This window comes from Saccharospirillum sp. (assembly GCF_040881935.1).
Taxonomy (GTDB): domain Bacteria; phylum Pseudomonadota; class Gammaproteobacteria; order Pseudomonadales; family Natronospirillaceae; genus Saccharospirillum.
This window is the reverse complement of sequence record NZ_JBBECH010000038.1, coordinates 1-24365: the sequence shown is the minus strand read 5'-3', so window position 1 is coordinate 24365 and position 24365 is coordinate 1. Positions and strand designations below refer to the sequence as shown.

The window sequence follows — 24365 nt, the reverse complement described above, 5'->3', positions numbered from 1 at the left end:
GTTGACAGCTAACAGGTCGGTCATTAATATGCGTCCCCGTTGAGAGGCGATGACCAAACGGTCAGCAAAGCACAGCAGCCAACCCAGAATTGGTTGCAAGTTTCTGTTCAGAAGGTTGATCAGAAACACTCTCTAAGCAGGTTATTGCGGGGTGGAGCAGTCTGGTAGCTCGTCGGGCTCATAACCCGAAGGTCGTAGGTTCAAATCCTGCCCCCGCTACCATATTAAAAAAGCCCGAACAGAGATGTTCGGGCTTTTTTTTTGTGGCAGAAAGGAAAAGGATCAGTCTGGTAGCTCGCCGGGCTCCTTGTGCTGGAGAAGGCAGGGTGCCTTTTTTAACGATTTGTTAGAGTGTCCACCCGGTTTCTATCCGATAGCCCAGCTCAATGACGGCTTCAGTCAGGTCGTCCATGATTGCTCTTGCCGGACCACCGGGATCGCACATTCCGCGTCTGCATGTGTCTCGATTCCGTGTATGATATTAGTTTTACTCTTTATGGAATGGCCGATTGTTGTGAAGAACAGACGACCAACGCTACAGGATATAGCAGATCGAGTTGGCGCAACCAAAATGACGGTAAGCCGGTGTCTGCGTACCCCTGATTCAGTTTCGGAAAACCTGCGGCAACGTATTTTTGCCACAGCTGAAGAGCTGGGTTATATCCCTAACCGTGGCCCGGACATGCTATCCAGATCAACCAGTCGAGCTATTGGTGTTTTGTTGCCGTCACTGACCAATCAGGTGTTCGCTGACGTTATCAAGGGCATTGAAAAGGTAACAGAACCGTCCGGTTATCACCTGATGATGTCTCATTATGGGTATAGCATTGAAATCGAAGAACGCAGCCTTGCCTCGTTGCTGTCCTACAACGTTGACGGGGTGATATTGTCAGAGAGTCAACATACACAACGCACCCTGCGCATGCTCGAGACGGCCGGTATTCCTGCTGTTGAGATTATGGATTCGCGAACACAGCCTTTTCAGCAAGCAGTTGGCTTCGATAATGTCGCCGCGTCCTATGATATGGTCAGTGAGATGATCCGGCGTGGCCGTCAACATGTATTGTATCTGGCCGTTCGGCTTGATGCCCGGACACTGCAACGGCAGGAAGGTTACCAGCGTGCAATGGCTGAGCATGGTCTTAAACCTCAGACACTGCGCATTACGTCCCGGTCCTCTTACAGTGTCGGTGCCAGTCTCATGGCCAGTGTACTGGAGGAGTATCCGGAAACAGACGGCATATTTTGCACCAACGACGACGTTGCCGTAGGCGCCTATTTTGAATGCATGAAGCGTGGCGTAAAAGTGCCGGAGCAAATGGCTATAGCCGGTTTTCACGGACATGATGTCGGCCAGGTCATGTCGCCTTGCCTGGCCAGTGTGATAACCCCTCGAGAGGCCGTGGGCGAGAGGGCTGCAAACGAATTGATGAGTCGAATCCAGGGGCGACCATTGGGTGACACGGTCATTGATTTGGGCTATCGGATCGAAGCTGGAGGAACGATCTGAGGCGTTTGCAACCGAACAACCTACTAAAGATCAGCTTTCAATTTCCTATCGTACGATAGACCCTGCCCTTGTTTTAATAGCTGGGTCTTCCTTAACCAGCGTGTGATTCCAATGAAGTCGAGCTTCAAGTTCCCGATGTAACCGGGGGTCGTCCTCAGTTTTCGAGCAACCAATGTTACCGGTAATGTTTTTAGTTGCATTACCGGTAACATTGGTACTAAACTGCAGCCATCGATTCACATTGCCAAGGGTTCAATTATGGACCGCAGGTAGCTAAAACGGGAGAGTTCACCCTATGTTGGGCATCCATAGGCAATATTGGCCTGAAATCCTTTTTGGTGTCATTGGTGTGGCTATTACGTTATGGCTGCTAACTGAAGCAGCGCAATTGCCAGAGCGGGCGGCACTTTTTCCGACTGCCTTACTCTGGTGTCTGCTGGTAGTGACGGCAGCGATTGCCATACAGGCCGCTTACATAGGGTTCAAGCTAGAAAGAGAAGAAGGCCATGCCTATAGCCGCAAGGCGGCGGGGTTACTGATGCCCGCATTCTTGCTTGTCGCAGCAGGTTTGATCCTGATGGCATTTGGCTTTTACGTTACCGCACCACTGATGATCTTTGCCTTCCACACCTTACATGCTCACCGCTCAGGTCATGCTGCTTTTTCCGTGGCCATTCTGAGGCGTGGCATTTTGCTCGCGTTGTTCGCAACGCTGGGCATGTTCTTGGTTTTCGACGTGTTGATTGGTCTTCCGGCGCCTTCTGGTACTTTGTTCTAGAAGGCGCTTTCAGACCACAACTGTCCGGTTAAGTGGCTGGCAATGTGTTGGTACCACTTGATTTCGGGCAACCAATAATAAGACGACAGGAGAAAAGATAATGATTCGCAAACTAGCGTTTTTACTGGCTTCACCGGTTGCACTCATCGCAGCGGGTGCCATGGCTGAAAGCAGCTATCCAAATCAGGATATCACGATCATTGTGCCCTATAGTGCCGGTGGTAGCGGTGATACTGTGTCACGGATTATCGCTGACCCGCTGTCAAAAGAGCTGGGTGTTAATGTTAATATTGTTAACCGGCCGGGGGCGGGCGGAGAGATTGGTATCACGGAAATGGCCAATGCAGACCCGGACGGTTATACCCTGGGTGTATTTGGCTATCCGGATAATTTTGTAATCGAAAACACCCGCGATGTTGGCTTCAATTCCGATCAAGATCTTGAATTCCTTGCTCAGTTTGACTCTACCCCGATGGGTATTTTTGCCAAACCTAATGCTGCCTATGAAGATCTCGATAGTTTACAGGCTTATGCCAGTGAAAATCCCAACGCTTTGATCATTGGCGAGAGCGGAGCATTGGGTCTTTTAAGTGCACTGGCATTTGAATCAAACCTCGGGGTGCAATTGACAGAGATTCGATATGGCGGTGGTGGTGATCTGATGAATGCCATTCTGGGTCAGCATATAGATCTGGCTTCTACTTCGTCGATGAGCCACGATCCGGTTGTTGATGGTGGCGGCATACCTATTGCATTTGCGGCAGCCGAACGGATGGACATGTTTCCTGACGTACCGACTATGCGCGAATTGGGTGTAGACCAGGTTATGGAAGTTGGTCGTGTAATGGTCGCGCCTGCGGGAATGTCAGATGAAGTGCGTCAAGTACTTACGGATGCACTGGATGCAATCTCTACCAACGAAGCCATGATTAACACTTTCCTTGAGGCTGCACTGCCTTATAACTACTTGGGTTATGAAGCAGTCAACGAGAAAGTTGAGATGTCCAATCAGCAGTTTAGGACAGTGATTGAAGCGAATGCTGATCAGTTCTGAATGTATCATCTCTGGTTAGTCAAAGAGGGTCGCAAAAAGCGACCCTCTTTGTAGTCACTTTTCAATAAAAGGAAAGCCTGATGGATTTCGCTTTACTGGGGGCATTGTTCTCCCCTACTGTCTTTCTTGCGGCTTTTGCTGGCGTTGTGATTGGCATTCTCGTAGGCGCAATACCGGGTCTCAACGGTGCTGTTGGCATTTCTTTGATGTTGCCAATGACGTTTGCAATGCCACCCCAGTTGGGAATATTACTTCTTGGTGGTATTTACATGGGGTGTATGTACGGTGGTTCAATTACCGCGATTCTGATTAATGTTCCGGGCGATGTAGTAGCAGCTCCTGCTGCCATGGAGGGGTATCCGCTTACACAGCAAGGTCGTTCCCGGGAAGCGCTGTACTACTCCGTATTCTCCAGCACGGTTGGCGGTGTTGTTGGTGTGCTGGTTATGATTTTTTTTACACCTCCGCTGGCTCGTTTTGCTCTTCAGTTTGGGCCAGCTGAAATGTTTTTTGTATCTCTTTCCGGCTTGATCATAGTTGGTGCATTGTCTGGCAGTATTCCAAAATCAGCTTTTGCGGTTTTGTTTGGTCTGTTTATTAGCACAATTGGTATTGACCAGATGATGGGTGCCGATCGATTCACTTTTGGTGAAAATCAGTTGCGATCAGGTATTTCCGTTGTGCCTGTTGTTCTCGGGTTGTTTTGTATCGCAGAAATGCTGTCCGTTCTGGGTAAAAAAGATGGCCATAAGGTGAGCTATGCCGAGCAGGATATAAAGCGCAGCTCGGTTATTGGTGACATGCTTAAACGCAAGCTGTTGCTTGCCAAGGGCTCGTTAATTGGCACGATCATCGGTTTGCTTCCTGGTGTGGGTACCACCCTCGCTGTCTTCATTTCCTATGCAGAAGCAAAACGCAGCTCCAAAGAACCGGAAACTTTCGAAAAAGGTAATGTAGACGGTATTGTTGCAGCGGAAAGCGCGAATAATGCGACCGTCGGGTCAGCACTTGTTCCCTTGCTTGCACTCGGTGTTCCAGGAAGTCCAACAACTGCCATTATTGCTGGTGCATTGGTCGTGCATGGTGTGATTCTTGGGCCGTCACTGTTTCAGAATCGTCCTGACATAGCCTTTGTGTTTATTTACGGAATGCTGTTTACCGTTGTGGCAATGGCACTAATTGGAGCCTTTGGGATCAAGTATTTTTCTTATATATTAAAAATACGATCTGCCTATATCGTTCCAACTGTGCTCGTTCTTTCATTGTTTGGGGCATACAGTCTGCGTAACAGCCTTTTTGACGTCTTCGTTGCCATAGCAATAGGCATACTTGGTGCTATCTTTCGGCGTGTTGGTATTCCACCTGCACCAATTATTATTGGTGTTGTTTTAGGCCCGCTTATAGAGATCAACCTTGCCCGATCCTTACGTATTTCCGAAGCTCGTAGTATGTCAATTTTGCAGTATCTCTTTGATTCTACGCTCTCTATGGTTTTGTTCAGCATTGTAATTGTACTTCTGCTAATTGTAGTTCAAATGCGGCGTAAAGTGTCAGCTAAGGGAGGGTGAAGTAAGGTGCCAACTACGGGTCGAATTGTCATTATGGGTGTTTCAGGCTCAGGGAAGTCAACCGTCGGCGAGTATATTGCCAAGGAATACGGTGTTCCTTTCTTTGATGCAGATGACTTTCACAGTCAGCGCAGTATTGAAAAAATGGCTGCAGGAGAGCCGCTTACAGATGATGATCGGGTTGTTTGGCTTGATCGATTGTCTCGTCTGCTATCGGAGCATGAGAACGTTATTCTTGCTTGTTCGGCATTGAAAAATCGTTATCGTTCCCAGCTGGGATCACTATCGGAATCATTGCCTAAATTCATTTTTCTTTCTGGCTCGTTTGAGATAATCCGAGATCGATTGATAGCACGCAAAAATCACTATTTTTCAGGGGATGAAATGTTACGCAGTCAGTTTAATGATCTTGAAATACCAGACGCTAGCGAAGTTAAACATATATCAGTTGATGTATCTTTCGATGAGGTTGTTCGTCAATGTATAGAATACATTGACCATAGTTAGCAATCATCGATTTCGCCGGAACATCCGTCTTCCGGGCACAGGATGCTGGAATTCCTGGAATTTCAACAGCCTGTTCGATATATACGTTCACTTGATATAGCTTTCCAGCCTGAACGTTCGTTACACCATCGCCTTCGAGGCGTTGCCCGTCTACCCTGATGCCTCTGGCCTGGCTCGGCAGTCCGTATATAGCGAACGCTAAAGCGGATGCCGCGAAATTGCCGGACCACTCTCACCTCTTCCCATCCGGTGGGTAGGGCAGGGCGAATCAGCCGGTAGGCGCGGTCGGTTTCGCGGGTCTGGTCTAGGCTATCAGTTTCGGCACTCATCGGATGCCATCGGGCATGGCGCCAGACGGCTTCTGTCCGGCCCTGGGGGGCGATCTGGAAACACTCTATAAAGGCAGTAAGTGGTCTCAAGACAGGTGACGGCCCCGTAGAGCGCTTGTTTCAGGTTCCGGTGGGGATTCGTGGCCAGGCGGAACACCGGGTAGTGCTTGCAACCGGCTGGTCTGAGGGCTGACATGGTACTGCCTATGACTTTTTCTAAACGAAAAAAGTATTTTTAGAAGCATAAAGGCAATAAAATCAATCAGTTAGGATCAGCGTTCGAAATATTTGCGTTCAGGGGTGCAGAAACCTTTGACATCATCTGAAGGATCTATATCATGCACCACAGCTTAAAAAGAACGACGCAAGATAGTTTAATTGCTCCATGCCGGTTTAGTTTTATTCCTGCCTTGAAGTTCTTAAGTACGTCAGCTCCAATTTTTATGCTAAAAGAGCTCAATTTCGGGCACAATCTATAATTGATAGGAATATTACTATGTCTACAGTAACTGGCACCGTTAAGTGGTTTAACGAAGCAAAAGGTTTTGGTTTCATCGAGCAGGAAGGCGGCAAAGACGTCTTCGCACATTTCAGTGCTATCACTGGCTCTGGCTTCAAAACCCTGACTGAAGGCCAAAAAGTTGAGTTCACCGTAACTCAAGGCCAGAAAGGTCCTCAGGCTGAGAACATCACCCCACTATAAGGGTTGATTGATTCGAGAAAAGGCTCTGCGTAAGCAGGGCCTTTTTTGTTTGTGCCTGATTTATCTCTTCCTGATCACTTCCGACCTATTCCTAAGAGAACCTTCCTTGATTGACTTAGCGCGGCGCCATTTGCTGTGCCTGATAAGTTAGATAAAAGTTCTACATTGCTAACCCCGCAATACTTTGAAGTTAATGATATGCCCTCGGACAGCGTTGAAATATGGCATTCTGGCGTATCAGAGTGTGCAATCTGCGTTTATGGTGCCAACGAACACCAAAGACGGATTGTTCGACATGTTTGGTTTCGATCTGGTGCATTCGACCTATTAAGGCGTCATAGCTTGCTCAAAAAAAGCGAACGTTTTCATTCAATCCAGCGGTAGCACATCCACTTCGACCGTCAATTCATGCGCACCACCACCATTCATAACACCCCTTAGCGGGGTTACATCGCCGTAGTCACGTCCCCAGGCCAGTGTTAAATAGCGTTCGTTGGGCAAGCTGCCGTTGGTCGGATCGATGTCGAGCCACCCCCAGTTGGGAATGAAAACGCTCAGCCAGGCGTGGCTGGCATCGGCGCCCACCAGTTTTTCCTGGCCGGGCGGCGGAAAAGTTTCCAGATAACCACTGACATACCGGGCTGCCAGGCCGACCGAGCGCAGCGCACCAATGGCCAGGTGGGCAAAGTCCTGGCACACACCTTTGCGGTCTTTTAGCACGTCCTCAAGCGGAGTCGCCAGAGTGCTGTACTCTGGGTCGTAGCTGAATTCCCGGTAAATTTTCTGATTGAGTGCCAGTACCGAGTCACACAATGATCGCTGCGGGCTGAAACAGTCCAGCGCGAAACGTCTAAGTGCTTCGCTGCGTTTAACGAACGGAGAGTTCAGAGTAAACAGCCGCGCATCGAGGGTTTCCGGGCTTGCTATAGTCGCCTTTCCGCCACTGTCCGGTGCCAGATGCTGAACCACCGTTTCCCACCCTGAATGAACAGCATCGCCGGTGGGTTCTAACCGCTTTTGAGTGGTAATCCGGCTGCGTATGGTGACTTCCAGGCTGTCGTGGATATCCTGGATGACAAAATAAAGCACTCGATTGCCGAAGAAATCGAGGCGCTCATGCTGGCGCAATGGCGTTGGCGAGATCGTCAGTCGGGTATTCGTGCAGCGCTGAACGTCGAGGTCTCTTGGCAGCAAACGTGCCTCGTTGTGGCTGAGCGTTACCGGGCTGCTGTATTCAAAGTGAGTGGTGTGGCGCAGTTGGTATTTCATGTAACGGACCCTTGCAACGTCACCAGTTGTTTGGGGGTTTCAGCGTGGCTGAAATGGCTGTGCGAGATCGCATCAGAGAGCGCATAGAGTGGCGTCAGCAACTGGTCGAGCAGGGTTTCCAGGGCTGCCTGGGCCTTGGCCGAGTTCTCCAGGTCGGTCAGTGAATCCAGATCGACCAGGTGCAGATGACTGGTTGCCTGGATGATTAGCCGGGTTTCCTGGCTGCGAAATGGCGTGGTCTCAGGGTGGGGCAGGTGTTCAATCTGGGTTTCCAGTCGTTTCAGCATGTAGCCAACCGAGCGCGGGTTGGTTTCATCAAACAGCAGCAGATCGAGAATTGCAGCCGGGTACAACTGCGAACGATAGCGCCGACGATAGACGGTCAGGTTGTCAGTCGTGGCCAGCACTGTTTCCCACAGGTCGGTACCTGGCCTGCGGGCGCTGATCATGGCCAGCTTCAATAGCTCAAGACTGGCGATGCAACGTTCGGTTATGCGGCCAATGTCCATAAAACGCCAGCCAAAATGGTGCGGCATGGTTTCGTTGCAGAGCCCGAAAAAGGCCGCCAGCAAGGTAACGATCTCTTCCAGTCCGCGCTGTCCGGCGTTGGCGCCCTGGATGTTGGGTAGGTCGCTGAACGTCTGATGCAGGGTGTTAATGGTACGCCAGGCGTCGTCACCGAGGTGATCACGCACCGCACGACTGTTGCGTAACATGGCATAGAACAACCGGGGCAAGCCTTCGTTATCGGAATGTTGAAACATATCCAGCAGTATTTTTCGCAACGTGATGAATTGCTCAACGGCGACCGGAGGCTCTGTGGGAGTCCGTGCGGAGGGATCTTCGTCTGGGTCGAGTGAGTCCGGCAACTCCAGTTTCAGAGCGGTAAAAAGGTCGGGCAGCAGTGTATCGGTCAAACGCAACTGGCCTTCTTCGACCAGGCTGGTCAGGGTTTCACGCAGTAACCGTGACCGGTTATCCAACCGTTCGCCGTAGCGACCAATCCAGAACAGGCTTTCGGCAACACGGCTGGGCAAATCCATGCCATCACGGGTTACCAGAATGGGCCCCTTGGCACGCTGCAACAGGCTGATATGGGGTTGGGCGACCGGTGACAGAACCCATATATCCTTAACGATCGTGCTTTCCATCACCGGGGTACCCGGTGGGGCCACCCAGGCGAGGCCACCAGGCATGATGCGATGCGGTAGGTCTGCGGGTTCGGTATTGCCTTCGCTCGGGTCAGCCAGAGCAAAAAAACGCAAACAGACGGGCTGCGGGGTCACTTTATTGTGCTGCAGGTTATAGCTGGGCGAGGAGGCTGGTTTCAGCGGTTGCTCGGCCACGTACAGGTGGGGTGCCTGAATAATGGACTGACGCAAGATTGCCAGTGCGTCGGGCGTCAACTCGGCCGGTATGATCGGCTTGGTAGCATCCTGAACAGCCCGGATCTGCCAGGCGTTCATATTGTCCAGGACGGTGTTCAGGTAGTGCGGTGTGCCACACCAGAGTACGTCGCGACCGGTCAGCTGCAAGGGTTCCCCAAGCAGGTACTGGCATAACCCGGGCAAAAACCCGGCCAGCGCAGGATGTTCCAGCACGCCGACCCCCAGGCTGTTGGCGATGGCGACTTCACCGCGCCGTTCCGCCTGCATTAATCCGGGAACGCCCAGCAAAGAGTCGCCGCGTAACTCCAGCGGGTCGCACCAGGGATCGGTAATTTGCCGGACGATGACATCGACCGCTTTCAGGCCACCCAGCGTCCGCATCGATACCTGGCCATCACGCACTACCAGGTCACCGCCCTCAACCAGTGAAAAGTTCATGTAGTTGGCGAGCCAGGCATGCTCAAAATAGCCCGAGCTGCCGGGGCCTGGCGTGAACAGCACGATGTTTGGGTTTCCCCGGCGATGCGGCGCCAGTTCCGACAGGCAGCGGTGGTAGGCTTGCAGAAAGCCAGCCAGCCGGCTCAGTGGTGCGTCCCGGTACAGTCGGGACAAAGCGCGCGACAAAATGATGCGGTTTTCCAGCGCATAACCGACACCCGAAACCGCCTGAGTCCAGTCACCCAGCACGCGCCATTCGCCATCCTCGTTGCGCATCACATCCATGCCCTGAAAAATAACGTTTGGGCGCGCGTATAAATTGCCGGTGTCTGCCGCCGGGAACAACCAGCCGGGATGTGTATAGACCAGTTCGGGCGGTAAAATACCGTCCCTGATAACTCGACGCTCACCGTATAAATCGGTCACCAGGCATTCGAGCAGCCGCGCCCGCTGCTTCAGGCCCTGTTCCAGCATGGTCCAGCTTTGCGGGCTGATGACATAGGGGATTGGATCCAGTTGCCAGGAGCGCATTTTACGCACATCGTCTTCGTAAACGTTGAAGGTAACCCCATTTTCGTGAAGCAGGTTCTGGGCTTCCAGGGTGCGTTGTTGCAGGCCGTCAAGACCCAGCTCATCAAGCTCTTCAACCAGCGGCTGCCAGCGTGCCCGAAACTGACCTTCCGGGGTAACCAGATCGTCATACCGGTGTGCAGTCTGTGACCGTTTGGCTTGGTAATCTGCCAGTAATTGGTGCAACAGGGTGCTGTGAGGAAGTGGGTTGCGCATGATCGGTCTGAGTCCGCCGGACGATCGATTCTGTGAGGTGGGTTTACGGGCTGTTGTTCCGAAACCGCTTGAGTCTGGATGGTAAATTCTATATCTATAGATCATAAACCAACTGCATCCGACTGAGTACACTTATGCAATTGTTCCGGTGCGAATCCTGCGGTCATCGGGTCTATTTCGAGAACACCCAGTGCACCCAGTGTGGTGCCGCGCTGGGGTTCGACCTCGATCGTTTTGACATGGTGGCGATTCGGCCGCTTGGCGATGGTCGCTGGCAGTCAGTGGCGACAGGTAGCCAGGGCACCGCGGTCTACTACCAGTGCAGCAATTATGCGCATCAGGGTGTGTGCAACTGGCTGCTGCCGGAGGCCCCGCAGGAGGTCTATTGCGTAGCCTGCCGTCTGAATCAGACCATCCCGGACCTCAGTTTCGGGGCCAATAAAACGCTCTGGGCGCGGCTTGAAACCGAAAAACGGCGTCTGGTGTACAGCCTGTTAAAATTGAATTTGCCGCTGACTCCGAAAGCGGATGAGGAGCTCGGCCTGGCATTCCGGTTTCTGGCCGATACGGCGCCCCAGTTTAATGAAAGCGGTCGGGTAATAACCGGTCACGAAAACGGGGTCATAACACTGAATATCGCCGAAGCCGACCCGGTGACACGCGAAGCCATGCGCAGCAAGATGGCGGAACCCTATCGCACCATATTAGGGCACTTTCGGCACGAATCCGGGCACTATTACTGGGATCGTCTGGTCTGGAATACCCCCTGGCTTGAACCATTCCGACAGTGTTTTGGCGATGAACGTCAGGATTACAGTCAGGCTTTAGAGACGCTGTATAGCCAGGGAGCGGCGGCAAACTGGCAGGAAAACCACGTCAGCGCCTATGCCAGTGCACACCCCTGGGAAGACTGGGCGGAGACCTGGGCGCATTACCTACACATGGTCGACACGCTCGAGACCGCCTATCAGTTCGGGCTGAGTCTGCATCCCAGAGTGACAGAAGACTCTGAAAAGAGTGTTGAACAGCACTTCAATCCCTACTTCGATACTCATATCAACAGTCTGCTGGAGCACTGGTTACCGCTGACCTATGCTTTAAACAGCCTGAACCGAAGCATGGGGCATGGTGATCTGTATCCCTTTGTGCTCTCACCCGGTGCAATTCGCAAGCTCGGTATGGTGCACGATATTATTCACGGTGCCTCGCCGTTTGAGTAAGCGACGGCTCAAGAAACTCTACCTGTTTGGCCTGTTTAATCTGGCGTAGCAATTGCTAAGTCAAACTCATACTCACAAGGATAGGTATCATGACCCTTCGCGTTGCGCTCAAGCATTCCACCCGCTACGCCTTTGACCGGTCTGTTGCGCTCAGCCCGCACCTGGTCCGGCTCAAACCTGCGCCCCATTGCCGGACACCGATTGATGCCTACTCGCTCCATGTCAGTGGCGGCCCTCACTTTATAAACTGGCAGCAGGACCCTTTTGGTAATCACCTGGCCCGGGTTGTGTTTCCCGACAAGGTTCGGTTTATGCAGGTGGATGTCGAACTCATCGTGCCGATGACGGTGATTAACCCTTTCGACTTTTTTCTCGAAGACTACGCCGAAAATTTTCCGTTCAATTATCCGGAAGCTCTAAAGAAAGAGCTGACGCCGTACCTCGAAGTCAGCGAAGACGGCCCTTTATTAAAACAATGGCTGACCGGTGTCAGCTCCGATAAACGACCGACAGCTGATTTTCTGGTCAGTATCAACCAGCGTCTGCAGCATGACATTGAGTATCTGGTGCGCATGGAACCGGGCGTGCAAAATTCCGATGTGACGCTCGACATCAAGCGCGGTTCCTGCCGGGATTCCGCCTGGTTACTGGTACAGATCTTCCGGCATCTGGGGTTGGCAGCACGTTTTGTCTCAGGTTACCTGATTCAGTTGAAAGCCGACCAGCAGGCGCTGGACGGCCCGTCGGGCACCGAAGTCGATTTCACCGATCTGCACGCCTGGACTGAAGTTTTCGTACCCGGCGCCGGCTGGATAGGGCTGGACCCAACCTCGGGTCTGTTTGCCGGAGAAGGCCATATACCACTGGCGGCGACACCCGAACCGACCAGTGCGGCACCGATAACCGGCGCCAGCGATAAAAGCAAGGTCGAGTTCAACTTCTCGATGAGCGTGACCCGCATCCATGAAGACCCACGAGTAACCCGTCCCTATAGCGAAGAGCAATGGCAGGACATTCTGGCGCTGGGCGATAAGGTAGATGATCAGCTGAATCAGCAGGATCTCCGGCTGACCATGGGCGGTGAACCAACGTTCGTTTCCATCGATGATATGGATGCGCCGGAGTGGACCATAGCCGCACTCGGCGAAGACAAGCGCCGTTTGTCTGAAACCCTGTTGCACAAGCTGCGTGCCGAGTTCGCACCCGGGAGCCTGGTGCATTATCAGCAGGGCAAGTGGTACCCCGGTGAACCTTTACCCCGCTGGGCACTGGCCTGTTACTGGCGCAAAGATGGCAAAGCGCTGTGGCAGAACGAGCGCTGGCTGGCGACCTTCCGTGACGCGCCTGCTGACAAAAAAGGCAAACACCCTGACGTCAGTGTCGAGACTGCCAGAACGTTCGCGGCGCTGGTCGCTAATCGGCTCGGTGTGCGTGACCGGTTTTTAATTCCCGGTTACGAGGATGCGTATCACTATTTGCTGCAGGAAGCGCAGCAACCCGCCGATGTGGATTTAAGCCGGGAAGACTTGAAAGACACTGATAGCCGGCGACGTCTGGCGGCACTGCTGCAACGTGGCCTGGATGAGATAACCGGCTTCGTATTGCCACTGGGGCGTGACGTGCGTCGCGATCGCTGGCAGTCGAGCGAGTGGCCCTTGCGCCGGGAAGCTCTGTATCTGATTCCGGGCGACTCCCCCATGGGTTTGCGCTTACCACTGGACAGCTTGCCGGAATCTGACCGGGCCGAAGAGCATCAGCCACCGAGCGCCTTTGAGATGCGCCAGCCATTGGCTGACATTCATGGCGAAGTGGCGGCGCGCTATACCGCCTGGCAAGCAGACAACTCGGCACGCAAGCCGGTGAGTGAACAACACCTCGACCAGTCAGCGGCAACGGACCAGGCCGAGAGCATCATTCACACAGCACTCTGTATTGAACCGAGAGATGGCCAACTCTTTGTCTTTATGCCGCCGGTCACTAAACTTGAAGACTACATAGACCTGCTCGCCAGCGTGGAGCAAACCGCAGCTGAGCTTAAAATACCGGTAGGCATTGAGGGTTATCCGCCACCCTCTGACCCGCGCCTGGAAAAATTCATGATTACCCCAGATCCGGGCGTGATTGAAGTGAATATTATGCCAGCCAGCAACTGGCCCGATGTCGTCCGGGTCACTGAAACCATCTACGAAGCTGCCCGTCAGAGTCGCCTGGGTGCCGACAAATTCATGCTCGATGGTCGTCATACCGGCACCGGGGGTGGTAATCACGTCACTCTGGGTGGTGCTATACCAACCGACTCTCCGTTTTTGCGCCGTCCGGATTTGCTCGCCAGTATGATCACTTATTGGCAACATCATCCGGCGCTGTCGTATCTGTTCACCGGCATGTTTATGGGGCCGACCAGTCAGGCCCCGCGCATTGATGAAGCTCGACATGAGGCGTTGTATGAACTGGAAATCGCCTTTCAGCAAATGCCGCCGGGCGAAGTACCGCAACCCTGGCTGGTAGACCGGTTATTGCGCAATCTGCTGACTGATATTACTGGCAATACGCATCGCGCCGAGTTCTGCATCGATAAACTCTACTCACCGGACAGTGCTACCGGACGTTTGGGGTTGGTCGAATTGCGCGGCTTTGAAATGCCGCCGCATGCGCGCATGAGCGTGATGCAGCAGCTGTTGATTCGGGCGCTGGTAGCCCGTTTCGCAGTCGACCCTTATCGCAAACCGCTGGTGCGCTGGGGCACAGCGTTACACGACCGCTGGCTGCTGCCGCATTATTTATGGACGGATTTGCTCGACATTCTCCACGATTTGCGCGACCACGGCTTTGATTTTGACCCCGACTGGCTGGCGCCGTTCCTCGAATTCCGCTTCCCGCTTTACGGCCAGGTGCAGTATGACCAGATATCACTGGAATTGCGGCAGGCGATTGAGCCCTGGCACGTAATGGGTGAAGAAGTCAGTGGCGGCGGTACGGCCCGCTATGTGGACTCATCGGTCGAACGGTTGCAGGTTAAGGTGAGCGGCCTGGTGCCTGAACGCCATGTACTGACCTGCAATGGCCGGCCAGTGCCGTTACATACTACGGGTACCAAAGGTGAAGCCGTCGCTGGCGTGCGTTTCCGCGCCTGGCAGCCACCCTCGGCACTGCACCCGATGATACCGGTGCATGCGCCGCTGGTGTTCGACATTGTCGATACCTGGAACGATCGCTCACTGGGCGGTTGCACCTATCATGTTTCACACCCGGCGGGCCGGAATTATGAGCACTTTCCAGTCAACGCCAATGAAGCCGAGGCACGCAGATTGGCCCGGTTCTGGTCACACGGTCACACCCAGGGCCCATTGCCGGTGACGACGTCTGTGCCGCGTGGGGAATACCCTCATACCCTGGACATGCGCTTTGACCATGTACGTGAGGCGGCGCTTAAATCAGATCGGGCAGGCCACTGAACGGGCGCGTAAAGGAGACACCATCGATGAGTAAAATAAATTGGTCGGCATACGCCTGTAAGGGTTTTTATGATGAGCTGATGGCTCGACCCGGCGTGCCACATCCGGCTGCAGAAATGTTGTGTGATTATCTCGCTGAGCTCGGTGGCCGCGAACTGGCCGAACTGAAAAACGCCTCGGAAGTGGCGATTCAGGTGATGGGCATCACCTTCACCGTCTATTCCGAAGGGAACATGATCGACCGCGCCTGGCCTTTCGATATTGTGCCCAGAATCATCCCGCTCGATGAATGGCAGCGAACCGAAGCTGGTCTGAAACAACGCGTCGAAGCCCTGAACATGTTTATCAACGATCTGTATCACGAACAGAAGATTATTCGTGACAAGGTGTTTCCGGCTGAAGTACTGGCGCATTCTGCCAACTTTCGCAAACAATGCGTGGGGATTAACCCACCTAACAATGTTTGGGCTCATATTTGTGGTTCGGATCTGGTGCGCGACATCGACGGCACACTGTACGTGCTGGAAGACAATTTGCGGGTACCATCCGGTGTGTCCTACATGCTGGAAAACCGCAACGTCACCAAGCGCATTTTGCCTGAACTGTTCGCGACCGGAAAAATTCAGCCCGTGGACGACTACACCGGTCAGCTTTACGACATGCTGGCCTCTATGTCGCCCCGGCCCGGCGATGACCCGCAAATCGTTGTGATGACGCCGGGCATCTATAATTCGGCCTATTTTGAGCACTCCTATCTGGCTCAGCAGATGGGTGTGGAGCTGGTTGAAGGCTCTGATCTGGTGGTCGATGACGATGATGTGGTGCACATGCTGACCGTGAACGGTCTGAAACGTGTGGATGTGATTTATCGGCGGGTTGACGATTTGTTTCTGGACCCGGAAGTGTTTCACCCGGAATCGACACTGGGTGTACCCGGCCTAATGCGCGCCTGGCGAAGTGGGAAAGTGGCTCTGGTGAATGCACCGGGGGCAGGCGTGGCGGATGACAAGGTTGTTTATGCCTTTGTGCCCGAAATCATTCGATATTATCTGGATCAGGAACCGTTGTTGGCCAACGTGCCAAGCTATCTGTGCATGCGCGAGGATGACCGTCGTTATGTGCTCGATCATCTGCATGAACTGGTGGTAAAACCCGCCAACGAGTCGGGCGGTTATGGCATGTTGGTCGGCCCGCATTCAACCAAAAAAGAGCGCGAAAAATTCGCTGAACTGATCAAGGCCGATCCGCGCAATTACATGGCACAACCAACGCTTAAATTGTCGACAACGCCTACACTGATTGATGATCAGCTGGAACCCCGCCACGTTGATCTGCGACCTTTTATACTGTCCGGAAAGGACAGCACCTACGTCACTACCGGTGGTTTGACCCGGGTCGCGCTGACCAAGGGGTCACTGGTGGTGAATTCGTCTCAGGGTGGCGGCAGTAAAGACACCTGGATTGTGGACTTGAATTGATGCGTCTTGATAGTACGGACCAAAACGAGGTGATCTATGCTTTCTCGTGTTGCTGAAAATATTTACTGGCTGGCGCGTTATCTGGAACGTGCGGAAGATACTGCACGGTTGATTAACGTGACCAGTAATCTTCTGCTCGATTTTCCCCGCACTACCCGGCTCGACTGGGATTCGCTGGTCACCATTACCGGTGCCGAAGAACTGTTCGATGAGCATTATGAAACACGCAGTGCCGACAATGTATTGAATTTTCTGTGCGTCGATCTGCATTATTCGGGGTCGATTATTTCGTCGCTGGAGTCGGCACGGGAAAACCTGCGCACCACGCGTGATATTATGCCCCGCGAGGTCTGGGAGGAGTTGAATACACTCTATCTGGATACGCTTAAGCAGGTTGAAGCCGGTATCACCTCGCGCAAGCGGGATGCTTTTTTGAAACGCGTGATTCGCAGTTGTCAGGCCATCAACGGGTTGATCGAAGGCTCATTAAGCCACACCCAGGTACACACCTTTCTGATGCTCGGCCGGAACCTGGAGCGAGCCGATATGACGACGCGCATCATTGATGTGCGCTCGGCTAACCTGCTGCCCCGCAGCCCGGATGATCTGACGCCCTTTGAGAATCTGCAGTGGATGAGCGTGCTGAAATCCCTGACCGGCTATCAGATGTACCGTCAACAAGTTCGCTTGCGGGTGCGAGGGCCGGACGTGTTGCGCTTTTTACTGCAGGACGAATTCTTTCCGCGTGCTGTGGCCAGTTGCCTGGGGCAGCTCTCTTTTGAACTGGAAGATCTGCCACGTCATGAGGAGGTGCAGGCACTCGTGGATGATTTGCTACCGCGCCTGGTCAATGCCAACATGGAAAAAATGGCGCATACACCGGATTTGCTGCATGATTTTGTCGATACACTGCAAATCTCGTTCAACGAATTGCACCAGGCCATCGCCGATCATTATTTCAGCGGCGAATACCGGGGACAAACACAAACCCAGTCAAGCGTTGCCTGAATGTCAGTCGTACGCACCAGTCACCTGGCACTCGTTTGGGTGAAAAGTCCAAACTTACCCAAAGTGACTTACTAATAAGACATCGAAAGTGGATCGTATTATGACCGTTTCTTTAGCCGAACTTGCAGACCAGGCGCCCAAGGTGGAACTGCACTTGCACATTGAAGGTAGCCTGGAGCCAGAGCTTATGTTTGCACTGGCCGAACGTAATGGTATTACATTGCCCTATGCTGATATCGAAGCGGTAAGGCAGGCCTACCAGTTTGGCAACTTGCAGGAGTTTCTGGATCTGTACTACCAGGGCATGTCGGTGTTGCAAACCGAGCAGGATTTTTATGACCTGACTTTTGCCTATCTCAAACGCATTCATGCCGACAATGTGGTTCATACCGAAGTCATGTTTGACCCTCAGGCGCATCTGGAGCGGGGCATTGCCTTTGAAACTGTGCTCAATGGCATCGAAAGGGCGCTGCAACAGGGTGAGCTTGAATTTGGTATCAGTTTCCGGCTGATCATGTCGTTTCTCCGGCACCTGTCCGAAGAAAGCGCATTTGAAACCCTGGCTATCGCCGAGCCGTACCTGGATCGAATTCATGCTGTGGGGCTGGATTCCGGCGAGAAAGGGCATCCGCCTGAGAAGTTTGCGCGTGTCTTTGCCCGCTGCCGTGAACTGGGGCTGATCATCACCGTGCACGCCGGTGAAGAGGGCCCGCCGGAGTATGTCTGGCAGGCAATAGACCTGCTAAAAGTGGACCGGATCGACCATGGCAATCGCGCGATGGAAGACCCGGCGCTGGTTAAGGTACTGGTAGAGCGCGGCTACACACTGACCGTGTGCCCCTTGTCGAATCACAAGCTTCAGGTCATCGACGATCTGAAACAGCATCCGATTCCGGCCATGCTGGCTGCGGGCCTCAAGGCCACCATCAACTCCGACGATCCGGCCTACTTTGGCGGTTACGTCAATGACAACTACCGTGCGCTAATTAACCATGGGCTGATCGACCGCGATCAACTGCATACGCTGCTGCTAAATGGTTTCGACGGCGCCTGGATGGAAGACCGTGCACGGGCAGCGTACAAGGCGAGGCTGGATCAGGTATTTGCCTGAACGAGGTGATCGGGGCGTTGAACGTCCTACTATTGTTCGATGGTCAAAGTCTTTATGCGGGTTAAGCTGGGCGCTACCAAAGCGCCCGGAGAGGGTTCATGTCACAGTCTTTATCTGGCGATGTCTTCGATTACATCGTTGTCGGGGCAGGCACCGCCGGCTGTCTGCTGGCCAATCGGCTCAGTGCAGACCCCAGCAACCGCGTGTTGCTGATCGAAGCCGGTGGTCGCGATAATTATCACTGGATTCACATTCCAGTCGGTTATCTCTATTGCATCAACAACCCACGCACCGACTGGCTGTATCGCACCGAGCCGGATAGTGGGCTGAACGGCCGCGCCCTGATATACCCCCGAGGTAAAACCCTGGGCGGCTGCTCAAGCATCAACGGCATGATCTACATGCGCGGTCAGGCACGTGATTACGATGCTTGGGCCCGGTCTGTTGGGGATGACGCCTGGCGCTGGGAAAACTGCTTGCCGGATTTTATGCGCCACGAAAACCATTACCGGATGGATCCCGGTGCCGATGCCGATGAAAATCACCGTGATTTTCACGGCCATGGCGGTGAGTGGCGCATTGAAAAGCAACGCCTTAAATGGCCGGTGTTGGATGATTTTGCGGCGGCTATGGTGCAGGCTGGCATTCCTTACACCCGAGACTTCAATCGCGGCTGCAACGAAGGGGTCGACTATTTCGAGGTCAACCAGCGCCGGGGTTGGCGCTGGAACACGGCCAAGGCGTTTTTGCGGGGGGTTAGTCATCGTTCGAACCTGAGTGTCTGGCATTCAACGCAGGTGCTGAAACTGGAGGTTGAAACCGACCCTCATGGGCAACCAAAATGCGTGGGCGTTAACGTTGAACGGGATGGACAGGCGCGGTCTGTCCGGGTACGACGCGAAGTAGTACTGTCGGCCGGTGCCATCGGGTCGCCGCAGTTGTTGCAGGTATCGGGTATTGGCCCGGCCATTCTGTCTCAGACTAACGGTATCGATGTGGTGAAAGATTTGCCCGGTGTCGGCGAAAACCTTCAGGACCATTTGCAGATTCGGTCAGTCTATCGCGTCAGCGGTGCCCAAACCCTGAATACCATGGCCAGTTCCTGGCTGGGCAAAGCTCGCATCGGGCTTGAGTATCTGCTCACCCGATCTGGCCCGATGAGTATGGCACCGTCACAATTGGGTGCTTTTACCCGCAGCTCGCCCGGTTACGAGCACCCTAATCTTGAGTATCACGTACAACCGCTGAGCCTCGATGCGTTTGGCCAGCCATTGCACCGTTACCCGGCGATCACCGCAAGTGTTTGCAACCTCAACCCGACCAGCCGCGGCCGGGTTCAGATTCGCAGTGCGGATCCACACAAGGCACCGGCCATCAGCCCGAATTACCTCAGCTCCGAAGAAGACCGCAAAGTGGCCGCTGATTCGCTGCGGGTAACCCGTCGCATTGCCGCCCAACCAGCCTTCGCCAAATACCAACCACAGGAAATAAAGCCAGGTCTTGAATACCAAAGTGACGAAGAACTGGTGCAGTTGGCTGGCGACATTGGCACCACCATTTTCCACCCGGTCGGCACCACCAAGATGGGCGTGGCCGACGACCCGCTGGCAGTGGTGGATGCCCATCTGAAGGTGTGGGGCGTGAACGGCTTGCGCGTCGTGGATGCGGGTATCATGCCCACCATCGTCAGCGGCAATACCAACTCACCGACGCTGATGATCGCCGAAAAGGCAGCATCCTGGATTTTGGCCGGTGAGTAGGCGAATTCACTGGCTTGATTGAGGCGGTTGGCGGCTGATCAGTTTGTCCAAGCCTTCGCCGTTGCGCAGGTGAATGTCGATTTGCTGAAACGCAATCTCGATATCCGCCCGTTTGAATTCCCGGTCGATGTAGCGGTTAATTTCGTCGATTGCTGGGTTTCTGTCCTGAAGTTCTTTCACATGAATGCGTAATTCATGGTCAAGCGTGCTGGCACCAAAATTGAGAAACAGAACCTGGGGTTCCGGTTCGTCCAGTACGCGGGGGTTTGCCTTCGCGGCACTGAGCAAGAGTGCCCGTGTTTTATCGAGATCTGAACCGTAGGCAACGCCTACCCGTACGATGACCCGGGTCACCGTGTCGGTGAGCGACCAGTTAATGAGCTGGTCGGTGACAAAGGTTTTGTTGGGTACGATGATGTCTTTGCGGTCAAAATCGGTAATGGTGGTGGCACGAATGCGGATCTGACGGACCACGCCCGATAAATCACCCAGGGTTACGATATCACCGATGCGTATGGGCCGTTCGAACAAGAGGATCAGCCCGGATACGAAGTTGGCAAATATCTCCTGCAACCCAAAGCCGAGCCCGACACTGAGTGCAGCCACCAGCCACTGCAGTTTGTCCCAGCTGACCCCCAGGCTCGACAACGCCAGTACCAGACCAATGCCGGTAAGGATGTAGTTGAGCAGCGTGGTTATGGCATAGGCGCTGCCTTGCCGCAAACTGAGCCTGGAAAGCACCAGCATCTCCAGCAGGCCAGGCAGATTGGCAGCGAGAAACAGCGACAGTAAGACGATGAAGAAAAATGACGCCAAGTCCAACAGGCTCATGCTACCCGGGCTTTCAGCCGTGCCGTACTGCCAGATAACCAGTGAGTCGAGATAGCCAAATACCCCCACCAGATCCGCCCAGACCCAATACAGCAAGCCGCCAAAACCGGTCAGCAGCAGAAAGCGAACCAGACGCTGGGTCTGTTGCCGCACCTGACGCAGCTCTGCTGTCATATCGGGTAAAGGTTCCTGAAGTTTGTCCGGATCTTTGGCTCGTTGTGCGTCACGCTGCTCTCGTAACACCTGTATTTCGGCTTCCCGTTGCAGGCGAAGCCGGTTACTGGATACCTCAATGGCCCGGCGTGCGCTGGCCTCTGCGATCACCCAACCACTGAGGACATAAAAAGTGGCCAGGAAGCGCCCGGTCAGCTGCAAGCTGGTGTAGTAATAACCGGTCAATGTCAGCACCACCAGGCTCAGCGGCAGCAACACCAGAACCAGGTTGAGCATCCAGCGCACACCGGCCGGTGCGAAACCAGACGGTAGCTGTTTCAGCAGCATGCGAAAGAAATAGGCAACCAGGGCACTCGCTACAATCAGTATGACCGGCCCCAGTACATCATTGCTCAGCGCAGCCCCTTGCTGAACAGCCAGCGTTAACACGGCGCTGGTAGGCAGCAGAACGCAGGCAAAATGCCGAACAAAGGTATGCAGTGTTTGGCGGGCCTTGTCTGGCCATTGAAAATCGACCTCAGCGACTTGTCCGGGTGCCAGGATTCTGCGTAAGAATTGTACGACAAACAAGCTTAGCGCGATGGCGGTAAGGGCGGGGCCGAGCACCAGGGTGTTAGGTGCCTGGGGGCCGGAAAACAAGTTGCCGATCGCCAGCAAAGTCAGGCTGACCGGTGCCGTGATCGCCGCAGTCAAGGCCAGCGCCAGCAGTGTGGACAAGGGATTGGAACCTGCGGTTTCTGCTTCCGCTGTTGACCCTGTTTGAGGTGTAGGCAGGTAGAAGGCGGCCGTACCGGTCTTCAACGTTGTCGCCAGCGCTGTCTTTAAACGAGGGCGCAGCCAGTACAGGGCGACAGCAGGCAGGAAAAGCAAGGCGCCCAACCAATGCCAGAGTGACAGGTCACCCGGAGTCAGGCTGACTGAGAACTGATCATTCAGGCGGGTAAGTTGCTGCACCAGAGCGCCAGGCGCAGTGGTGAACCAGCTCAGACTGAACGCCGGGTTGCTCGGAATCCAGAACAACTGTTCAATAATGCTGGACCTTAGGCGGTCGGCCGTCTCGGTAAGCTCGTGCTGGGCCTGCTGCAGACTGACGGCAGTCACCACTAGCTCTTGCAGGCGGTCCTGCAATTCGGGCAGTCGCACATTGGCCGGGTAGTCGTTGGGGTTATCCTGGATCTCTTGCTGCTGTTGGCTCACGTTAAACTGTGTCAGCCGTGCATCGGCGATCAGGTCAGAGAGCCCCGGATCGAAGTCTAGCTTAGGCAGGTTAATGTTTTGTTCCTGCAGAACACGAAACACCAGGCCGCTGCCGGTCAGCGCTATGATGTGCTCGTTCAACGCCGCTTCATTGGTCAGCAGCCGATCATGCTGTCGTTGCACGGAACTCAGGCGCTGGTTTAACTGGTTGGTCTGCGTGCTTACCTGATCCAGGGTTTGCTGGATGCTGGCATCAGTCGTGTATTCTGCCACAACCCATGGGCTGACGAGCAAACACAAGGCGAGTATCCATAGCCCTGACCTAACTCGTAATTGCTTGAACATTTCCGGATCCGAACCAGACAATAGTGTGGATCAGTCTATCTTGGTTTCGATGAGGTTGTCTTGTTTGCCGATGCCTTTAAACCTGATTGCACACCTATTGGCAGCGAGTAATAATCATCCCAACGAGACCAATACAGTGAGCCCCATGATGACCGTCAGGACACCGACGACCAAGCCAGACTTCCGAATTCGGATCGATGATCTGAGCGGGCCTGAAATAGCGCTACTGTTGGAAGAGCATCTGGCGGACATGAACGCCACCTCGCCGCCAGAAAGCAAGCACGCGCTGGATCTGGATGGTCTCAAACAATCGGACGTCACCTTCTGGACGCTATGGGCAACCGATAATGAAGGGCGGGGCGAATGCCTCGCTGGGTGCAGTGCGTTAAAGCGATTGACTGCCGAACACGGCGAAATCAAATCGATGCGTACCGCAGCGGCTTTTCGACGCCAGGGCGTGGCCCAGCATTTACTGCAACATTTGCTGGACCAAGCCAAAGATCAGCAACTGAATCGGCTCAGTCTGGAGACGGGCTCAATGGACTATTTTACAGCAGCCCGAGCGCTGTATAGCCGCTTCGGCTTTGAAGTGTGTTTACCCTTTGGCGATTATATAGAAGACCCAAACAGTGTGTTTATGACGCGGCTTGTTTAGTTTGTTGGTTTGGTTGGCTGTTTAGCCATTCGTTCGTGCCCGGCCACCGGATAGGCATACCCGGTGACCAGCACTTGACCCTGCGTTTATACTAAATTTGAACAATACAAAAAAAGAGGTTCAAAATGACTAATGCATTAAATGCCGTCTCTGGTGGCTGTTTATGTGGCGCGGTTCGGTTTGTGGTCAACGGACCGGTGTCGGCTTTTCATCTGTGCCATTGCGACAGATGCCGGCACTCTACCGGGTCGGCCTTTGCCGCTAATTTGTTTACCGTGCCGGATGCCATTACCTGGGAGCAGGGTGAGGATCAGATCAAACGCTTTGAATTGCCGACGGCCAAGCACTGGACTCGGCAATTCTGTGCGACCTGTGGGTCTGGCCTGCCTTACGTGAACCGCAGCGGAAAGTTTCTGGTGGTACCGGCTGGCAGCCTGGATGGTGAGCCTGAAGTGACGCCGGATGATCGCATTTTCTGGTCGGAACGACCGCATTGGGTTGAAGGCGTTGAGCAGTCACCGACCTTTGATCGGTATCCGACTCGTTGAACCCAGTGTGCTGGATTGGTTCTTACCCTTCAAACTCCGGAGTACGCAATAGGTTAGCGACGGGTGGCAGGGCTGCTTTTGCGGGGGTATCTGAGGCATGGATGCCGAAGTTAAGCCTACATGGATGTATTTACGGCGCCCCCGCAGGAGCAGCCCTGCCATCCGCCGCGGGCTCAAGGCGATGCAGCCAATGTGAATTCCGAAACTTGGTGCGCCGAGCAAAGCTCAGGCGCAGGGGAAGTTATACAACACG

The 24365-nt window shown here is 53.9% G+C and carries 17 protein-coding genes and 1 tRNA gene; 15 read left to right on the top strand and 3 right to left on the bottom strand.

Annotated elements, in window-relative coordinates; all coding sequences use genetic code 11:
* Positions 1-145 precede the first annotated feature (145 nt).
* The 7 genes from WEB54_RS05860 (at position 146) to WEB54_RS05830 (ending at position 6449) form a co-directional block, all read left to right on the top strand.
* A tRNA-Met gene (locus WEB54_RS05860) sits at positions 146-222 on the top strand.
* Positions 223-514: 292 nt separating this feature from the next.
* Complete coding sequence (gene gntR, locus WEB54_RS05855; protein WP_368054127.1) at positions 515-1510, top strand: gluconate operon transcriptional repressor GntR; 996 nt, start codon at positions 515-517, stop codon at positions 1508-1510.
* Positions 1511-1805: 295 nt separating this feature from the next.
* On the top strand, positions 1806-2288 hold the full coding sequence (locus WEB54_RS05850) for a hypothetical protein (protein ID WP_368054125.1): 483 nt from the start codon (positions 1806-1808) through the stop codon (positions 2286-2288).
* 100 nt (positions 2289-2388) lie between these two features.
* The gene (locus WEB54_RS05845; RefSeq protein ID WP_368054123.1) at positions 2389-3342 is read left to right on the top strand and encodes a tripartite tricarboxylate transporter substrate binding protein; all 954 of its coding nucleotides are present in this window, start codon (positions 2389-2391) and stop codon (positions 3340-3342) included.
* 80 nt (positions 3343-3422) lie between these two features.
* Entirely contained in the window at positions 3423-4910 is a 1488-nt protein-coding gene (locus WEB54_RS05840; RefSeq protein WP_368054121.1) for a tripartite tricarboxylate transporter permease, read from the top strand.
* Between the two features lie 6 nt (positions 4911-4916).
* Positions 4917-5417 carry a gluconokinase gene (locus WEB54_RS05835; protein WP_368054119.1) on the top strand — a complete coding sequence of 167 codons (501 nt, stop codon included), beginning with the start codon at positions 4917-4919 and terminating at the stop codon, positions 5415-5417.
* 825 nt (positions 5418-6242) lie between these two features.
* On the top strand, positions 6243-6449 hold the full coding sequence (locus WEB54_RS05830; protein WP_028671572.1) for a cold-shock protein: 207 nt from the start codon (positions 6243-6245) through the stop codon (positions 6447-6449).
* A 369-nt stretch (positions 6450-6818) separates the two neighbouring features.
* Here WEB54_RS05830 and WEB54_RS05825 read toward each other — a convergent pair whose 3' ends face one another.
* Positions 6819-7718, bottom strand: coding sequence for a transglutaminase N-terminal domain-containing protein (locus tag WEB54_RS05825; RefSeq protein ID WP_368054116.1), 900 nt, complete (start codon positions 7716-7718; stop codon positions 6819-6821).
* The gene (locus tag WEB54_RS05820; RefSeq protein WP_368054114.1) at positions 7715-10330 is read right to left on the bottom strand and encodes a circularly permuted type 2 ATP-grasp protein; all 2616 of its coding nucleotides are present in this window, start codon (positions 10328-10330) and stop codon (positions 7715-7717) included. Before WEB54_RS05820 ends, WEB54_RS05825 begins: the two co-directional genes overlap by 4 nt.
* A 134-nt stretch (positions 10331-10464) precedes the next feature.
* Here WEB54_RS05820 and WEB54_RS05815 point away from each other — a divergent pair, with 134 nt between their 5' ends.
* From WEB54_RS05815 to WEB54_RS05790, 6 genes are all read left to right on the top strand, one after another.
* Complete coding sequence (locus WEB54_RS05815) at positions 10465-11550, top strand: putative zinc-binding metallopeptidase (RefSeq protein WP_368054112.1); 1086 nt, start codon at positions 10465-10467, stop codon at positions 11548-11550.
* An 89-nt stretch (positions 11551-11639) separates the two neighbouring features.
* Positions 11640-15005 carry a DUF2126 domain-containing protein gene (locus WEB54_RS05810; RefSeq protein WP_368054110.1) on the top strand — a complete coding sequence of 1122 codons (3366 nt, stop codon included), beginning with the start codon at positions 11640-11642 and terminating at the stop codon, positions 15003-15005.
* 26 nt (positions 15006-15031) lie between these two features.
* On the top strand, positions 15032-16483 hold the full coding sequence (locus WEB54_RS05805) for a circularly permuted type 2 ATP-grasp protein (RefSeq protein WP_368054108.1): 1452 nt from the start codon (positions 15032-15034) through the stop codon (positions 16481-16483).
* Positions 16484-16519: 36 nt separating this feature from the next.
* Positions 16520-17491 (top strand): alpha-E domain-containing protein, encoded by a 972-nt coding sequence (locus WEB54_RS05800; RefSeq protein ID WP_368054106.1) that lies wholly within the window; start codon positions 16520-16522, stop codon positions 17489-17491.
* Between the two features lie 100 nt (positions 17492-17591).
* Positions 17592-18602 (top strand): adenosine deaminase, encoded by a 1011-nt coding sequence (locus WEB54_RS05795; RefSeq protein WP_368054104.1) that lies wholly within the window; start codon positions 17592-17594, stop codon positions 18600-18602.
* Positions 18603-18700: 98 nt separating this feature from the next.
* Complete coding sequence (locus WEB54_RS05790; protein WP_368054102.1) at positions 18701-20362, top strand: GMC family oxidoreductase; 1662 nt, start codon at positions 18701-18703, stop codon at positions 20360-20362.
* A 6-nt stretch (positions 20363-20368) separates the two neighbouring features.
* On the opposite strand, the gene WEB54_RS05785 is transcribed toward WEB54_RS05790, so the two are convergent.
* Positions 20369-22909, bottom strand: coding sequence for a mechanosensitive ion channel domain-containing protein (locus tag WEB54_RS05785; RefSeq protein WP_368054100.1), 2541 nt, complete (start codon positions 22907-22909; stop codon positions 20369-20371).
* Positions 22910-23054: 145 nt separating this feature from the next.
* On the opposite strand from WEB54_RS05785, the gene WEB54_RS05780 reads away from it, so the two are divergent.
* Together WEB54_RS05780 and WEB54_RS05775 are read left to right on the top strand one after the other, a co-directional pair.
* Positions 23055-23564 carry a GNAT family N-acetyltransferase gene (locus WEB54_RS05780; RefSeq protein ID WP_368054098.1) on the top strand — a complete coding sequence of 170 codons (510 nt, stop codon included), beginning with the start codon at positions 23055-23057 and terminating at the stop codon, positions 23562-23564.
* 125 nt (positions 23565-23689) lie between these two features.
* Positions 23690-24112 (top strand): GFA family protein, encoded by a 423-nt coding sequence (locus WEB54_RS05775; protein WP_368054096.1) that lies wholly within the window; start codon positions 23690-23692, stop codon positions 24110-24112.
* The last annotated feature ends 253 nt before the right edge of the window (positions 24113-24365 follow it).

What these genes read in the sequence shown, in the direction of transcription:
- WEB54_RS05815 (WP_368054112.1), top strand. Translation starts at nt 10,465, where the DNA reads ATGCAATTGTTCCGGTGCGAATCCTGCGGTCATCGGGTCTATTTCGAG.
- WEB54_RS05805 (WP_368054108.1), top strand. Translation starts at nt 15,032, where the DNA reads ATGAGTAAAATAAATTGGTCGGCATACGCCTGTAAGGGTTTTTATGAT.
- WEB54_RS05845 (WP_368054123.1), top strand. Translation starts at nt 2,389, where the DNA reads ATGATTCGCAAACTAGCGTTTTTACTGGCTTCACCGGTTGCACTCATC.
- WEB54_RS05795 (WP_368054104.1), top strand. Translation starts at nt 17,592, where the DNA reads ATGACCGTTTCTTTAGCCGAACTTGCAGACCAGGCGCCCAAGGTGGAA.
- WEB54_RS05775 (WP_368054096.1), top strand. Translation starts at nt 23,690, where the DNA reads ATGACTAATGCATTAAATGCCGTCTCTGGTGGCTGTTTATGTGGCGCG.
- WEB54_RS05790 (WP_368054102.1), top strand. Translation starts at nt 18,701, where the DNA reads ATGTCACAGTCTTTATCTGGCGATGTCTTCGATTACATCGTTGTCGGG.
- WEB54_RS05780 (WP_368054098.1), top strand. Translation starts at nt 23,055, where the DNA reads ATGATGACCGTCAGGACACCGACGACCAAGCCAGACTTCCGAATTCGG.
- WEB54_RS05810 (WP_368054110.1), top strand. Translation starts at nt 11,640, where the DNA reads ATGACCCTTCGCGTTGCGCTCAAGCATTCCACCCGCTACGCCTTTGAC.
- WEB54_RS05820 (WP_368054114.1), bottom strand. Translation starts at nt 10,330, where the DNA reads ATGCGCAACCCACTTCCTCACAGCACCCTGTTGCACCAATTACTGGCA.
- WEB54_RS05840 (WP_368054121.1), top strand. Translation starts at nt 3,423, where the DNA reads ATGGATTTCGCTTTACTGGGGGCATTGTTCTCCCCTACTGTCTTTCTT.
- WEB54_RS05830 (WP_028671572.1), top strand. Translation starts at nt 6,243, where the DNA reads ATGTCTACAGTAACTGGCACCGTTAAGTGGTTTAACGAAGCAAAAGGT.
- WEB54_RS05850 (WP_368054125.1), top strand. Translation starts at nt 1,806, where the DNA reads ATGTTGGGCATCCATAGGCAATATTGGCCTGAAATCCTTTTTGGTGTC.
- WEB54_RS05785 (WP_368054100.1), bottom strand. Translation starts at nt 22,909, where the DNA reads ATGTTCAAGCAATTACGAGTTAGGTCAGGGCTATGGATACTCGCCTTG.
- WEB54_RS05825 (WP_368054116.1), bottom strand. Translation starts at nt 7,718, where the DNA reads ATGAAATACCAACTGCGCCACACCACTCACTTTGAATACAGCAGCCCG.
- WEB54_RS05800 (WP_368054106.1), top strand. Translation starts at nt 16,520, where the DNA reads ATGCTTTCTCGTGTTGCTGAAAATATTTACTGGCTGGCGCGTTATCTG.